Below are 14,862 nucleotides of genomic sequence, written 5' to 3'. Positions count from 1 at the left end.
TGATGTTCGGGGCAAGCCACAGATCCTCTTTTCCTGAGAACTACCTTCACGTAGTCCATAAAGGAGAGGAACCCAACGAGGCGTTACGCGCGTTTTGATTTTTATGGACGAAGCCCGCATCAAACGATTGCAATGGCGCACCCGCCGCGGCACCCGCGAGCTCGATGCGTTGTTCGGTGGTTGGCTGGAAACCTCGTTCCCGACAGCGGCTGAAGCCCAGCGCCAAGCATTCGATGAATTGCTCGACGTGCAAGACCCGGACCTCTGGGACTGGGTCATGGGCCATGCCCGTCCGCCGCGGGCGGACTGGCAGGCGATCATCGATGACATCCGCGCCCGCCATCGGCTTTGAATACCGGCCCTCGCGCCGGGTATCTCGTCTCTTTGCGCTCGTTACGCTGTCTGCCCTGCTGGCCATGGCGCTATCGGGCATGCCGTGGATGCTGCAAGTGATCGGGGCGATCGCAGTCATCCTCGCCGGCCGATATGCCATTCGCCGCTTGCGGTTGCCGATCTGCGCCGTGGGCTGGGCCAAGGGTGGCTGGACGCTGCACGGTCTGGATGGTGCGGACGACTCGGCGCTACTGCTTTCATCCCGCGTCATGGGGCATCTGGTCCTGCTCCGCCTGGCCAGCCAGCGCTACGGCAAGCTCACCCTCTGGCTGATGCCTGATAACAGCGATGCCGATATCCGCCGGCGTTTGCGCATGCGTTTGGCCATACGGCAGATGGCCAGGGAGGAGTGAGCGTTACGAGGCCCCCTGCTCGGGGACCGATCTGCCCTCGCCGACGACGGTGAGGCATTTGCCCTGCACGCCCTTGCCGGCCTCCCCGGGGCCCGAAGATGGTTCCTCGTGGAAGAGGCATCGCGGGAGATACCGCCTGAGCGGTTGCTGCTTCCCTCGGCTTCGGGCACTCTGCGCGCGCGGCATGGTCCAAGGATTTCCAGGATGATCTTTGATCATCAGGCAATCGGAAGGCCTGTCACCCGACCCCACAAGTGACCCCTACATGTTCCGACCGCTCGAGCTTTTCATCGGCCTGCGCTACACCCGCGCCAAACGGCGCAACCAGTTCATCTCCTTCATCTCAACCGTTTCCATCGTCTGCATCACGGTCAGCGTGATGGCGCTGATCACGGTGATGTCGGTGATGAACGGGTTCGACGACCAGTTGCGTTCGCGCATCCTCGGTGCGATCTCCGACGCTACGGTGTCCGGATTGCCGGGCGAGAGCGTGCAGAACTGGCAGTACGCGATGAAAGTGGTGCGGGACAATCCGCATGTGAAGGGGGCGGCCCCTTATGTGGAGATTCAGTCGTTCCTGCAGGCGCAGCGATCCAGCGGCGCCATCGTGCGTGGCATTGATACCGCGCAGGAGCCGGATGTCTCAGACATCAACAAGCACATGATCGAGGGCTCGTTCGATTCGCTGACACCGGGTAGCTGGAACATCATTCTCGGCAAGGATCTCGCCATTCAGCTGGGCGTAAACGTCGGCGATCGCGTCACGATGATCGTGCCGGAGCTGCGCGCCACTCCGTTGGGTGCGGTACCTCGCCTGCGCGGCTTCCGGGTCAGCGGCATCTTCGAAATGGGCATGGAGGAATTCGATTCCGGGCTTGGCCTGGTCGACATGCAGGATGCGGAGAAGCTGAAAAGCATCGATGGCCCCACCGGCATTCGCCTGAAACTCGACGATATCTACAACGCCGCTCCCGTAGCGCGTGAACTGGCCGACAACCTGGGTCAGATCTATCAGGTGACTACCTGGATGGATAGTCATTCCAACTTCTTCTCCGCCATCTCGATGGAGAAGAAGGTGATGTTCATCATCCTCTCGCTGATCATTCTGGTGGCCGTCATCAATTTGATCTCCATGCTGATGATGCTGGTCACCGACAAGCAGGCCGATATCGCCATCCTTCGCACGCTGGGTTCCACGCCGGCCAGCATCATGGGCATGTTCATGGTGCAGGGTGTGCTGGTCGGTATTTTCGGGATCGGATTCGGCGTGGCCTTCGGTTCGCTGCTGTCCTGGCGCTTGCCGGTCATTGCGAAGTGGATCGAACACGTCACTGGCGTAACCTTCCTTTCGCCCGACGTTTATTACATCAGCGAAGTGCCCAGCAAACTTGACTGGCACGATGTCACGTGGGTGGCGCTGGTCACCTTCGCCTTCTCCCTGCTTGCCACGCTGTATCCCGCATGGCGTGCATCGCGTACCCAGCCGGCGCAGGCGCTGCGCTATGAATAAAGCCATGACCAACGGATCTTCAGACATCGTGCTGCGTGCCAGCCATATCGCCAAAACCTATGAAGAGGGCGATCTGCGCACCAAGGTGCTCACCGATGTGAGCTTTACCCTCAAGCGTGGCGAAACGCTGTCGATCGTGGGTGCCTCCGGCTCCGGCAAAAGCACACTGCTGCATATCATCGGTGGCCTGGATACGCTCACCGGCGGTGAGGTGGAAGTGGAGGGCCGCATGCTTTCCAAGCTTTCCGACGCCGAACGCGGCCGGGTACGCAACCGCTCGATGGGCTTCATCTACCAGTTCCATCACCTGTTGCCGGAATTCACCGCGCTGGAAAACGTATGCATGCCGTTGCTGATTCGCGGCACCCGTGTCGCCGAGGCGCAAAAGCAGGCCAGGGTGTTGCTTGAACGGGTGGGGCTGGGCCAGCGTCTGGAGCACAAGCCGTCGGAACTCTCGGGTGGCGAACGTCAGCGTTGCGCGGTCGCGCGTGCGCTGGTGACGCGTCCGTCCTGCGTGCTGGGCGATGAGCCCACCGGCAATCTGGATGAAGACAATGCCGCGCAGGTCTATGCGTTGATGCTGGAGTTGAATCGCGAGATTGGCACCAGCTTTATCCTGGTGACGCATGACAGTCGCCTTGCCGCGCGCATGGACCGCACGCTGGAGCTGCATAACGGCGAGTTGCGCGAGAAACCCGGCAACTGATTCGCGAAGCGAAGCATTCCGGCAAGAAGGAAGGCTAAGTCCTACAGAAGAACGTTCCAACCTGCGCTAGTTTTGCCTTGTCGAGAGGCGAAACGGCAGGGATATGCAGCAGACAGGAACATGGCCGGGTGCGGCCGTTGCGGCGTTGGCGCTGCTGGCGGGCGTGCTTTCGGTGCAGTGGTTGCCGGTATTGCCATCGCGCGTGCCGATGATCGCGCTGTCTGTCTTCGCATGGATCATTGCGTGGCGTGCTCCGCGCTGGCGTTGGTTAACGGTCGTGTTGCTTGGTTTTGTATGGGCATCCTGGCAGGGCAGTCTCGCCATGGAGACACGTTTGCCTGTTGCCTGGGAAGGGCAGGACTTCAGCGCGACAGGCCGCGTCGAAGGTTTGCCCCAGACTCGTGCCGGCGCCACCAGTTTTCTCTTCCGCATCGAACAGGCAAAGCGTGGTGACCAGCTTTTACCCTGGCAAGGTCTTGCGCGCCTGAGTTGGTATGGCCATCCGCCACCGAAACTGGAATCTTGTTCGCGCTGGCAACTACTTCTTCGCCTGCGTCGTCCGCGCGGCATGCTCAATCCCGGTGGCGCCGATGGAGAGCGGAGTGCACTGGCGCGTGGCATCGCTGCGGTCGGCTATGTGCGTGATGATTCATCCAACCAGCTGCAAGCTGCGGCACTCGTGTGCCTGGATCGATTGCGGGCTTCGTTGGCCGGCGACATCCAGGCGCGAGTTAAAGACGCGCACGATGCCGCGCTTCTGCGCGCCTTTACCGTGGGTGATACCAGCGGCCTCAGTGCCCATGACTGGGACGTTGCGCGTGCAAACGGCATTTCGCATTTGATCGCCATTTCCGGCTTCCATGTCGGCGTTGCGGCCGTCTTCGGCGTATGGCTGTGCGGGTTCAGCTATTGGCTCTGGCCATCGATTGCCTTGCGCTGGCCGCGCGCGCAAGCGCAGGCCGTGGCTGCACTGGCTGTTGCGTTCGCTTACGCGGGTTTGGCGGGCTTCGGCATGCCAACTGTGCGCACGGTGTTGATGATCGCGGCGGTTGCGCTGGCGCGATGCGTTCGTCGCGCTACTGGCGCGGCACAGGCCTTGGCGCTCGCGCTGATGGCCATTTTGCTGGCCGATCCTTTGGCTGTGCTCGAAGCGGGATTTTGGTTGTCGTTCGTCGGCGTCGGCTTTCTGATCCTGTGCCTGCAGACGCAAGGGCGCGGCATTCGTGCTTTTCTGCACGAGCTCACGCTGGGCCAGATCGTGATGGCCGTAGCCTTGCTACCACTCGGCTTATGGTTCTTCGGCGAAGCTTCCTTGGTGGGTGCTTTGTCCAATCTGGTTGCGGTGCCTTTTGTGAGCTTTGTGATCGTGCCGTGTGCCCTGATCGGTTTGCTGTTGCTGCTGGTGTGCCCACCGCTGGCGACACCGCCACTTTGGCTGGCAGCGTGGCTCACGCATGCGCAATGGTGGCTGCTGGAGCAAACGGCAACCTGGCCGGGAGCGCATGGATTTTTGCCTGCCGTGCAACCTTGGGCACTGGTGTTGGCCATGCTAGGCGCAGCCTGGCTATTCATGCCGCGTGGCGTGCCGCTGAGGGTTTTTGGTTTGTTGCTGTTTCTGCCCTTGCTGTGGCCGATGCGCCATACGCCGGAAGACGGAGCATTTCAGGCATGGGTGCTGGATGTGGGACAGGGCTTGTCGGTGATCGTGCGAACGGGTCATCACGCCTTGGTTTATGACGCCGGAGCGCGCTATCCGTCTGAATTTGATCTGGGCGAGGCCGTAGTCATCCCTTCCTTGCATGCGCTCGGCATCGACGTGCTGGATGTGCTGATGGTGAGCCACGCCGACAATGATCATGCTGGCGGCTCACCAGCCGTGGCTGCGGCTTTTCCGGCAGCGCGCCTTTATGGCGGTGAGCCTGATCGTATGCCTATCCCGGTGGAACAGTGCGTCGCGGGCCAGCAGTGGGAATGGGATCAGGTGCGATTCCGCGTGCTGAGCCCGGCCGGAGCGGGGGCGACCGCATCCGATAACGATCGATCCTGCGTCTTACTGGTGGAGGGGCGCGGTGGCCGTCTGGTATTGACCGGTGACATCGCCTCCAATGTCGAGCCGCGCGTTGCGGCAGGCTTGGGGCCTGGACCGCCGCCAGTACTTCAGATGCCGCACCATGGCAGCAAGACATCGTCCAGCCCGGCATTCATTACCGCGGTCAAACCTGGGCTGACGGTTGTTTCGGCCGGCTGGTTGAACCGTTTTGGCCACCCCAGGCCGGAGGTGCTGCAGCGTTATGCGCAGGCTGGCGTGCCCGTCTTCAATACCGCCATCGAGGGGGCGGTTCAGATTGATTTTCCGGCGGCCGGGCCAGCCTTTGTCGCCGCGCGCTGGCGTTTGCGGGAGCGGCGTTACTGGCGGGAGTGAACCGCTGCACGGTATGCCTTGTTGACGCTGCTATGATGCCCGCTTCAAGCAGACGGCAGGGCCGGGAGTTTGTTGTGGGTGATTTGGGTCAGATTCTGATGGCTGGCGGCTGGGCGATGGCGCCCATCCTGATCTGCTCGGCGGTAGCACTGGCGATCGTGCTGGAGCGGTGCTGGACCTTGCGCCGCGGCTCGGTACTCCCACCCGGACTCGCTCAGGAAGTTCGCGAATGGGCGCGCTCCGATCAGCTCGATCCGGCGCATCTGGAAAAGCTTTCCACCGGCTCGCCGCTGGGTGAGCTGCTGGCTGCCGCGCTGGCCGTGCGCAATCGCCCGCGCGAGCTGATCAAGGAGCGCATCGAAGATACCGGCCGTCATGTGGTGCACCGGATGGAGCGCTATCTGAATACGCTGGGCACGATCGCCCTGATCGGTCCGCTGCTCGGCCTGTTTGGTACCGTGGTCGGCTTGATTCGCATGTTCATGGAAGTGATGGTCGGTGGCATGGCCGATCCGACCAAGATGGCCGGCGGTATTGGCGAAGCGCTGATCTGCACGGCGGCGGGCCTTACCGTGGCAATCCCGGCCTATGTGCTGCATCGCTACTTCCGTTCGAAAGTTGCCGGTTACTGCGTGGAGATGGAAAAGCAGGCGACCTTGCTGCTGGACGATCTGACACTTTCCGCACTGGCTGTCACACCGCGTCCGCGCCGCACTGCGGTGACCTCCAGCGACAAGGCCTCAGTTTGATCCATGCGTATTGGTAACGACCGCCGCAGCGACGATTTCGAGATCAATGTTGTTTCGTTGATCGACGTGCTGCTGACCTTGTTGATGTTCTTCGTGCTCACGACCACGTTCGTACAGCACTCGCGCCTGAAAGTGAACCTGCCGCAGGCCAGTGCGGAAGATCGCGACATGCAGCCGCCCGCAATTACCGTGATGATCGATCGTGACGGGCATTTCTACGTAGGCAGTGACGAAGTGGTGGGGCAGGGCGTGGATCCGCTGAAGGCAGCCATCGCAGGCGTGGCCGGCGATGACCGCAACCAGACCGTCACCATCCGTGCGGATGGCATGACGGCGCATCAGAATGTCGTGACGGCGATGGATGCGCTCGGTCAGCTTGGTTTTACCCATCTTTCCATCGCTACCACGCCGACGCAGTCGGAAGCAGGTCAATGAGCGAAGGTAAAAAGAAAGTCGCGCTCTGGGACGCCGAAAGCCGGCAGGTCTACAAGCGATTGCTCGGCTATTCGGCCCGCTATTGGCCGATACTCCTTATCTCGATCATCGGCTTCGTGGTGGATGGCGGCGCCATTGCGCTGTTCACCAAGAAGTTGCAGCCGATCATGGATAACCTTCTGACCAAGAAGGATCCTTATCTCATCCACTGGATGCCGATCTGGATTATCTGCATTTTCCTGGTGCGCGGCGTTGCGATCTACATCAGCAACTACGGCATGGGCTACGTCGGGCGCAATGTGGTGCAGACCATGCAGCGCGACGTGTTCGGGGCCTATCTGCGTCTGCCGGTAACGTATTTTGGCAACGAGCATTCCGGTCATCAGGTTTCGCGCATTACCTTTACCAGCGAACAGATTGCCGGTGCCTCGACCGATGCGTTGAAGATTGCCATTACTGAAGGCGTCACCGTCATCGGCATGTTCATCGTGATGCTGCAGGAGAGTGTCTACCTCTCCACGGCGTTGCTGGTGCTGGTGCCGGCGATCGTGTTGATCACGACCGCGGTCAGTCGCCGCTACCGCGTCATCAGTCGCCGCATCCAGGGCATGATGGGCTCGGTTACCGGCACGGTGGAAGAAATGTTGCAGGCGCATCGTGAGGTGCGCATTTATGCCGGCCAGGAGCAGGCGGCTGAACGCTTCAAGCAAGTATCGGGGCGCGCACGCTATCTGAACCTCAAGATCGTGGCGACCAGCGCACTCTCCGGCTCGACCGTGCAATCGGTGGCTTCGTTCTCGCTGGCCGGGATGGTGTTCCTGGCTTCACGGCCGTCGGTGATCGACAGCATTTCGCCAGGCGTATTCATCGCGGTGATCGGCGCGATGGGTGGCATGCTGTCCTCGCTGAAGCGGCTGTCCAATGTGCAATCGACCATTCAGACCGGGATCTCGGCGGCGGAGAACCTGTTCGCGCTGATCGATACACCATCAGAAGTGGATAACGGGACCGCGGTGTTGCAACGCACTCGCGGTGACCTGCGTTTCGAGAACGTGCGTCTTATCTATCCACGCGGCGAGTTTGAAGCGCTGTCGGGCGTGGACCTGCATTGCGCGCCCGGTACGGTCACTGCGTTGGTGGGGCGATCGGGCAGCGGCAAGAGCAGTCTGGTAAGCCTGCTGCCACGCTTCAACGAGCCGACAAACGGCCGAATCCTGCTCGACGGGGCCGATTACGAAAGCTATACGCTGGCTTCGCTGCGCAAGCAGATCGCCTGGGTGGGGCAGCAGGTGGTGTTGTTCGACGGCACCGTGGCCGAGAACATCGCCTACGGCGAACTGGCCGGCGCTACCGAACAGGAAATCATTGCCGCGGCCGAGGCCGCCAACGCGATGGAATTCATCGCCAAACTGCCGAATGGCATCCACAACCAGATCGGCGAGGGCGGCAACATGCTGTCGGGCGGACAGCGTCAGCGCATCGCGATCGCGCGCGCCATCCTCAAGAACGCACCGATCCTGGTGCTCGATGAAGCAACCAGCGCACTTGATACCGAGTCGGAACGCTTGATCCAGCAGGCCTTGCAGCGGCTGATGCGTGATCGAACCACGCTGGTGATCGCGCATCGCCTGTCCACCATCGAGCATGCCGACCAGATTGCGGTGATGGATCACGGGCATGTCATCGAGCGTGGTACGCACGCGGAATTGATTGCCATGAGCGGTCATTACGCGGCGTTGCATCGCATGCAGTTCAACGAGCCGTCCGTTGCCGTAGCGGCCAATTGACACGATGAGCCTGGCCGAGACGCTTCAGCGCGGCTGGTACGGCGGGGGGCGTTTGCCCTGGTGGAGTTATCCGTTGGCTGCGCTTTACGGTTTGGTGGTGGCAGTGCGCCGAGGCGGGTATCAGCGCGGCTGGTTGCGGTCGGTGCGGCTGCCTTGTCCGGTGATCGTGGTTGGCAACCTCACCACGGGTGGTACCGGCAAGACGCCGCTTACGCTGGCTTTGATCGGAGTGCTGCGTCAACGCGGTTATCGACCTGGCGTTGTCAGTCGCGGCTATGGCGGTACACAGCGTGAGCCCATGCTGCTCGGCGATGCACCGAATCCCGTTGAGGTCGGTGACGAACCCGCCTTGATCCGCGCGACCGGTGTTCCCGTGGCGATTGGTCGCGACCGGCCCGCTGCCGCGCAATTGTTATTGGATGCCGGTTGCGACGTACTGATCGCAGACGATGGTTTGCAGCACTACCGTCTGGCGCGTGATGTCGAGATCTGTGTGATCGACGGCGAACGCCGTTTTGGCAACGCGAAGTTGTTGCCGGCAGGGCCATTGCGTGAACCGCTGCGTCGGTTGAATAACGTCGATTTCCGCGTCTGCAACGGTGGCGACGCCAAAAACGGTGAAATACCGATGCATTTGCACGGAGGCATGGCGCGTGCCCTGCTCGATGGGCATGAGCAGCCGGTGAGCCGCTTTTCCGGCGCTCGCGTGCATGCGGTCGCCGCGATTGGCCATCCACAGCGTTTTTTCGCTAGCCTGGTCGCGCAAGGCATCGAAGTCATCCCCCACCCATTCCCCGATCACCATGCCTTTGCACCGTCGGATCTTGCTTTTGCCGACGGTTTGCCGGTGCTGATGACCGAGAAAGACGCCGTGAAATGCCGTGCCTTTGCCCAGCCGGATTGGTGGAGCGTGCCCGTGAAAGCGGAGCTGCCAACGGCCTTTTACGATGCGCTTTGCGCGCGTTTGGGCTCGAAGGCATAACCGGCGGTATCATGGGCGCCGTTTCCGGCGGGTGCCGGCCTTTTTCCGTATGAGGTTTTCATGAGCCTGATCCAGGTACCGGTATCTTTTGGCGAGCTGATCGACAAGATCACGATCCTTGAGATCAAGTCGCGCCACATGTCTGATCCGTCCAAGCTGGCCAATGTGCATAACGAGCTCAACCTGCTCAACGCCACCTGGGCCAATCATCACGCCTCGCAGACAGATATCGACAAGGAGCGTGCACGTCTGCTTGCTGTCAACGAAGCACTGTGGGATATCGAGGACCGCATCCGCCTGAAGGAAAAGGCGCAGGCGTTTGATTCCGAATTTATCGAACTGGCCCGTTCGGTGTATTTCCAGAATGACGAGCGTGCGGCAGTGAAGCGCGAAATCAACCTGAAACTGGGTTCGCAACTGGTGGAAGAGAAGTCCTATCAGGACTACCGAGCCTAATCCGAAAGAAGCCCGGATGCTTTGACGGCAACCGGGCTGAGCAGAATCTCAGCCCGACGCTGCCGGCAGGTCGGGCGGCGTATCTTTCGACGGCATGATGGCATCACCTACAAGCTCCAGCATGAGCGGGGTATCCGCCGACAGTTCTTTCTTCGGCACGACCAGTCGCCAGCCGCCGCCGGGATTGGCCTCACGGTAGAAGGCAACGATACCGATGTACTGGGTCTCAGCCTTCAGCGCCTGCGACAGGCTTGCACTAGCGCCTGGATAGATCACGACGGCACGGTTATCTTGTAGATCCTGCGCCAGAATGGTCCTGTCGTTGGTCAGCAGCTCATCGTACGTCGCGTTCTGAAAGCGCTTCGGATCCTTCAGCTGGTATATACGCACTGTCACGGAATATGCGCGGCCAAGTTCGTCAGGGTTGAGCATGGCGCGTGCCTTCATATCCACGTCCAAGGTTGTTAATTTTTTGTAAAAAGTAGCGTGATACACGTTGCTGGTACTGGTAGACACGGTCTGCCATGCGCCGCATGCGGACAGCAGCAGGGACATAACGGCAAGCATCAGGGGTGGGGTGGTGGTGCGCATAGGAAGCTCCCGTTTTTATGCGGCGGCGCCGGCCGCATAGGTCTGTGCGTCAGTCATGGCAGGCGAGGGAAACGCCTCATAGCGTCCCAGCGATATATCGAGCGTTTGCGGTGTCCTCGGCCTCAGCAGAGTCGTCCAGGCCAGGCGCGAGCGTGGTTCACCCAGGCGGGGAGCGGGTAGCAGCGTGGAGTCCACCCGCATACGCAGCACCGCGTCGGCTTTCACTCCGATGTAGGCGCGCAAAAAACCCATCAGATCGCGATACGGGATGGAACCCGGCAACAGGGCCTCGACCTGCTCCGCCGAGCGGGGACGCAAGGTGATGCGAACCGTCTTGGTGCGGCAGCGAATGCGGCGACCGATCACATCGCCCTGGCCCAGGCCGCGTGTGACGAATGGATCTTCTCCGCGAGTTGGCCTACCGAGGCATGCAGGTGCATCCACCTTGATCCACACCGGATGGAATTCCTCCACATCCACGTCAATGCCAGGCACCGCCAACGCCACCACGCCAGCCAATCCTCCCGCGGTGCGCGTGCGCTGATTGAGCAGGCCAAGCAAGGCAAGTACGCGTGCTTCGGGCAAACCGGCCTGTGCCGGTTTGTTGCCCAGGCCGAAACCGACCAAGGCCAGCAGATCGCGCGAGCGTTCATCGCTGCCACCCGGCGCAAAGCCCACCGGGTAGCGGTACTTGGACCAAGCGCGATGCAGCAGCGTTACAAGCCGATGGTGATAGGTATCCAGAAAGGCCATCACCGCTTCGTGGCCTTCGCGTCGTAGCGCAATATTGTTGATCAGATGCGAAGGCATGGCCGCATCCACGCCGTACAGCCCCATGAAGGTGGTGCGTACATCGGGAGGACGGTGCGGGTGCTCGTCGTCCTGCTCGACGGCGCAGACTTCCGATGCCGGAAAGCCCATGCGTGGCCAAGGGCGGAAGCGGACGGGCTCGTGGTCAGCATGATCCTGTGTGCCCAGGCCGGGGCGTTCCGGTGCTTGCAATTCCAGCAACCGGCAAAGCTGAAAAAATTGCATGTGCGGCGCACGGTCCATCAACGCCGGTAGCAAGGGTGTCATGGTGGTCACGGTATCTGCGCTCACAGCGGAGACCGCTCTGCAAAGCTGCGCGGCCAGGTGATGCGTTGCCCGTCGGGCAGGCTTACGATCCTTAGCTGGGTGTACAGATTCATTTCGGCGTACTGCGTAAAGAAGCGGTGCAGCAGTTCGCCGAACAGATGCATGTCACCCTCGCCTGCGAAAGCATGGCTGTCCAGCGTTATCTGGATCAACACACCACGCACGATGCTTCCGCCGGAAACGTGCTCTTGCAGGGTCTGCGTCACCTGGTGGATGCCGGCGAGGCGGCGTCGGTTGAGTTCGTCATCCGTCCAGTCATACAAGGCCAGTGCGCCGCGCAAGACCTCCGCATCCATCAGTGAAAGAAAGTTTGGCGCCAGATGCGACAGCACCCGCCACTGGAAACGATCATTCATCGGGGGGTAGACCGGTAACGTAGGCGTGCACAGGTGGCGTACGCGTGCGACATTCGGCGCGTCGCCAACCATTTGGTCGATACCGGCTTCGCGCAGACTTTTGCGCGGCAGCATGCCGTTGGTTCCCGTCACGCGCAGTGAAAGCGTTTCTTCCGGAAGATTCTGCATCGACGACCACGCATGGCCGCCAAGGATGAGCGAGGTGACGTACAAACCATTCACGCCTTGCCTCACCCGCGTATGGAAGTAGCGCTCCGGTGCTTCATGCCGAAGCATGCCGCCACGGTGACGAAAACTTGAAAATGGCACGTAGGCGTGGCGTTCGGCGGTGGCGTGATCGAACGCTTCCACCGCTTCCACCGAATAAGTTTCCACGTATTCGCCATGATGGTGAGCGGGCACCACGCGATATTCCGTATCGTGATGGTTGACATGGATCGGTTCGGCGTCCAGTTCAAACAGATTTATTATGGGCGTGCAGAATAGCCTTACGTTCTCCGCACTGAAGCGCCTATCGAGTGGATAGTCGTGGTCCAGCAACGCTTCCACCTCGAAGCTGCTGGCCTGCTCGGGCAACTGCGAGATGTCCAGGCCGCACAGGTCCACGAACAGGAATTTCTCGCGAAAGGTGAAATACTCCAGCAACAGCTGATAGCCGGAGAAAGCGGTTTCTGCCTTGGGCCACAGGCGGTCTTGCGCTGCAAAGCCGCCAGGCAGAAAGCGCACGTCGCGCAACGGTACTGCCTCGCCATCGCGCACTTGCGGAATACGCCAGGCCACCGCGTTGACGTGACGCGTCAGCGCGAGATGCATCGCGGCTGCTACGGGCAGATCCGCATTCAAGTACAGGCGAATGGTGGAAAGGTCCACCGATTCGCGCCGGGCGGAATGATCCAGCTCAAAGCGCAGTCGAATCACCGAGCGGCCATCGTGTCGCACCGCGGGCATTGCCTCGGTCAGGCTGATGGGCTGCAGGGTTACAGGCTGTGTGGTGCGATACAGACAGCACACCCCGGTGGTGCCGATCACGTCTGAACGCACGGCCACACCAGCATCCAACACTTCCGTCCGCTGCAGGGTTTCGCGCGAAGGCAGGAGCTCCAGAATCGACAGGGACGGAATCATGCGCAAGTAGTGTGGCCACAAAAGGCTCACCAAGCCTTCGGTCAATTCCGGCAATTCATCATCGAGCTTCTGGCGCAGACGCGCGGTAAGGAACGCAAAGCCTTCGTGCAGCCGTTCCACATAAGGGTCACGATCGCCAACCCGATCGATGTTAAGCATGCGCGCACGGTCCGGGTACCGTTGTGCAAATTCCTTGCCTGCTTCACGCAGGTAGCGCATCTCGGCTTCGTAGTAACGCAGAATGGGGTCGTCCATGGAGGATATCCGTGAGTAAAGAGTGTCAGCTCAGCGTGACGGCGCGTGCGGGGTCAAGCCGGGTCAGGTCGCCAAGCAGTTGTTCCATGCGCTCGGCCAGCACAGTCTTGTCCGCGTGCTTACGGTTCAGGCCCTGCCGCAGCACATGCAATAAATGCTGTTTTACCTCGAATGCGAGCGAAGGCTCCCAATCGAGCACGTTCAACTCGCATACCGATGCATCCAACTCATGCAGCAGGTGTTGCGCCAGATCGGCGCGGCCAGCTTGATCGGTTAGGCGAGCCATCAGCCAACGTTGCAGAAAGCGTTGGCGCGCTGACATGGGGCCGGGCAGTTGGGTCAGCCATGCCAGCGTGGCATCGAGTCCTTCGCTATCGAGCAGACTACGTGATTGCGCCTCGATTTCCGGCCAGTCAATGCCCCCTTCCTCCGTTTCGCCGGTCGGCATGGCAGCGGGCCGGCCATGAACGGGATCGAGTTCGTGTACCACGGTGTTGCGTGCGATCCATTCCAGCGTGGCATCGTCGGCGAACGGCGTGCCGTCGCTGAAGGCCAGCCGTTCCACGCCCGGCAGCCGCGACAGCAGCAATGAGAAATCCGTATGCAGCAGGTCGCGCCATTCGCGATAGGGCGAGCCGGCATGGTCCAGCGCCACGTGCTGGAAATACTGCAGATCCAGCCACAGATGATTCGCGCCTTCCATAAAGGCGCCTTCCACCCGTTCCAGCAGTTCGTGCCACTGCTTTTGCAGAACCAGCCGCTTCAGCTGCTGGCGAAGCTCGCTGCGCGGCGCCATCAGGCGCGTGCGCGACTTATTGTCTGCGGGTGGCACTTCATGCACCGTATCCCAACGCACGCAGCGCACCAAGCGTGCCGAAGGCAAATAACCATTGTCCTGATTGCGCAGATAGGTGGCCATAACACGTGCGCGCTCGATCAAATCGCGTGTGGAGGAAACTTCACTTGGTGCAGGATGCGCTTTGGCGGCGGGGTGCACTTGCGCGACGGAGGATGCGCAGGCAGGCGCGGGCGTATCATCGGCCTCGAAGCGCGACACCAATGGCTGTAGGTTGGGACGCATGCCTTCGGGCCAGGTCTGGGTGCGCCTGACCAACAGATCCAGCGCCGCGATGGCACGCTCCAGGTCGGTAGGTTCGAACGCGCCGCGCGTAGCGAGCAGATCCATCATGCGCGTGGCGGCCAGCCATTCCAATGCTCCTTTCTTGGGCTCCTGGCGGGAGGGTTGCATGGTGGTGTCGTAACGCTCCACCAGGGCAGTCGTCAGTTCCAGGCCATCGGCAAAACCCGCTGTGCCGTGTTGACGCAAGCGTGCGAAAGCGTAGTAGCCGGCCAGACGAAGATCCTTTCCGACTTCCTTCAGCAGTTGTTCGCAGGAGCGTGCGATCAGCGCGTCGTCGATATCCGAAAGCTTGGCAACTTCATCGCGAATGGCCAGGAAGGCATCTTCGTAGGCGACATCGCGGCCCACTCCATCCGTGCCTGGCAATGGCGACACCCAGTCGGCCCATACCGCCAACCGTTCTTGTAGCAGTGCTTCCGGACTGCGTGCGCCAAGCATTTTTTTCAGCAGATTAGTGAACATGC

Annotated in this window: 14 protein-coding genes; 10 read left to right on the top strand and 4 right to left on the bottom strand. The window is 61.0% G+C overall.

All coding sequences use genetic code 11. The annotated features are described in order from the left end of the window. Nucleotides 1–103 precede the first annotated feature (103 nt). The 10 genes from ISP19_RS10985 to ISP19_RS10940 all read left to right on the top strand — a co-directional run bounded on the left by ISP19_RS10985 (nt 104) and on the right by ISP19_RS10940 (nt 9,793). Nucleotides 104–352, top strand: a complete 249-nt coding sequence (locus ISP19_RS10985) for an FAD assembly factor SdhE (RefSeq protein WP_204681933.1) — start codon at nt 104–106, stop codon at nt 350–352. Beyond that, nucleotides 324–746 (top strand): protein YgfX, encoded by a 423-nt coding sequence (locus ISP19_RS10980; protein WP_204681931.1) that lies wholly within the window; start codon nt 324–326, stop codon nt 744–746. Before ISP19_RS10985 ends, ISP19_RS10980 begins: the two co-directional genes overlap by 29 nt. A gap of 265 nt (nt 747–1,011) precedes the next feature. Next, a complete protein-coding gene (locus ISP19_RS10975; protein ID WP_204681929.1) occupies nt 1,012–2,256 on the top strand; it encodes a lipoprotein-releasing ABC transporter permease subunit in 1,245 nt (414 codons plus the stop codon). Between the two features lie 4 nt (nt 2,257–2,260). Then, on the top strand, nt 2,261–2,962 hold the full coding sequence (lolD, locus tag ISP19_RS10970; RefSeq protein ID WP_239556722.1) for a lipoprotein-releasing ABC transporter ATP-binding protein LolD: 702 nt from the start codon (nt 2,261–2,263) through the stop codon (nt 2,960–2,962). A gap of 103 nt (nt 2,963–3,065) precedes the next feature. Next, on the top strand, nt 3,066–5,384 hold the full coding sequence (locus ISP19_RS10965; protein WP_204681925.1) for a DNA internalization-related competence protein ComEC/Rec2: 2,319 nt from the start codon (nt 3,066–3,068) through the stop codon (nt 5,382–5,384). Nucleotides 5,385–5,482: 98 nt separating this feature from the next. Then, complete coding sequence (locus tag ISP19_RS10960) at nt 5,483–6,133, top strand: MotA/TolQ/ExbB proton channel family protein (RefSeq protein WP_204682196.1); 651 nt, start codon at nt 5,483–5,485, stop codon at nt 6,131–6,133. 3 nt (nt 6,134–6,136) lie between these two features. After that, the gene (locus tag ISP19_RS10955; RefSeq protein WP_204681923.1) at nt 6,137–6,568 is read left to right on the top strand and encodes an ExbD/TolR family protein; all 432 of its coding nucleotides are present in this window, start codon (nt 6,137–6,139) and stop codon (nt 6,566–6,568) included. Next, nucleotides 6,565–8,355: a lipid A export permease/ATP-binding protein MsbA gene (msbA, locus tag ISP19_RS10950; RefSeq protein ID WP_204681921.1), complete on the top strand. Its 1,791-nt coding sequence runs from the start codon at nt 6,565–6,567 to the stop codon at nt 8,353–8,355. Before ISP19_RS10955 ends, msbA begins: the two co-directional genes overlap by 4 nt. Before the next feature lie 4 nt (nt 8,356–8,359). Beyond that, nucleotides 8,360–9,337, top strand: coding sequence for a tetraacyldisaccharide 4'-kinase (gene lpxK / locus ISP19_RS10945; RefSeq protein WP_204681919.1), 978 nt, complete (start codon nt 8,360–8,362; stop codon nt 9,335–9,337). A 60-nt stretch (nt 9,338–9,397) separates the two neighbouring features. After that, nucleotides 9,398–9,793, top strand: coding sequence for a DUF6165 family protein (locus tag ISP19_RS10940; protein WP_204681917.1), 396 nt, complete (start codon nt 9,398–9,400; stop codon nt 9,791–9,793). A gap of 48 nt (nt 9,794–9,841) precedes the next feature. Here ISP19_RS10940 and tssJ read toward each other — a convergent pair whose 3' ends face one another. The 4 genes from tssJ to tssA are packed head-to-tail and all read right to left on the bottom strand — an operon-like array spanning nt 9,842 to nt 14,860. Next, a complete protein-coding gene (gene tssJ / locus ISP19_RS10935; RefSeq protein WP_204681915.1) occupies nt 9,842–10,384 on the bottom strand; it encodes a type VI secretion system lipoprotein TssJ in 543 nt (180 codons plus the stop codon). A 15-nt stretch (nt 10,385–10,399) separates the two neighbouring features. After that, nucleotides 10,400–11,485: a type VI secretion system baseplate subunit TssG gene (gene tssG / locus ISP19_RS10930; protein WP_204681908.1), complete on the bottom strand. Its 1,086-nt coding sequence runs from the start codon at nt 11,483–11,485 to the stop codon at nt 10,400–10,402. Next, a complete protein-coding gene (tssF, locus tag ISP19_RS10925) occupies nt 11,482–13,257 on the bottom strand; it encodes a type VI secretion system baseplate subunit TssF (protein ID WP_204681899.1) in 1,776 nt (591 codons plus the stop codon). The genes tssG and tssF overlap by 4 nt, the downstream gene beginning before the upstream one ends. Nucleotides 13,258–13,282: 25 nt before the next feature. Then, nucleotides 13,283–14,860 (bottom strand): type VI secretion system protein TssA, encoded by a 1,578-nt coding sequence (gene tssA, locus ISP19_RS10920; RefSeq protein WP_204681891.1) that lies wholly within the window; start codon nt 14,858–14,860, stop codon nt 13,283–13,285. Between the last annotated feature and the right edge of the window lie 2 nt (nt 14,861–14,862).

Origin of the sequence: Dyella flava, assembly GCF_016904955.1 — a bacterium.
Taxonomy (GTDB): domain Bacteria; phylum Pseudomonadota; class Gammaproteobacteria; order Xanthomonadales; family Rhodanobacteraceae; genus Dyella_B; species Dyella_B flava.
Note: the sequence above shows the minus strand (reverse complement) of the source record. Positions and strands in the feature narration are given on the sequence as shown.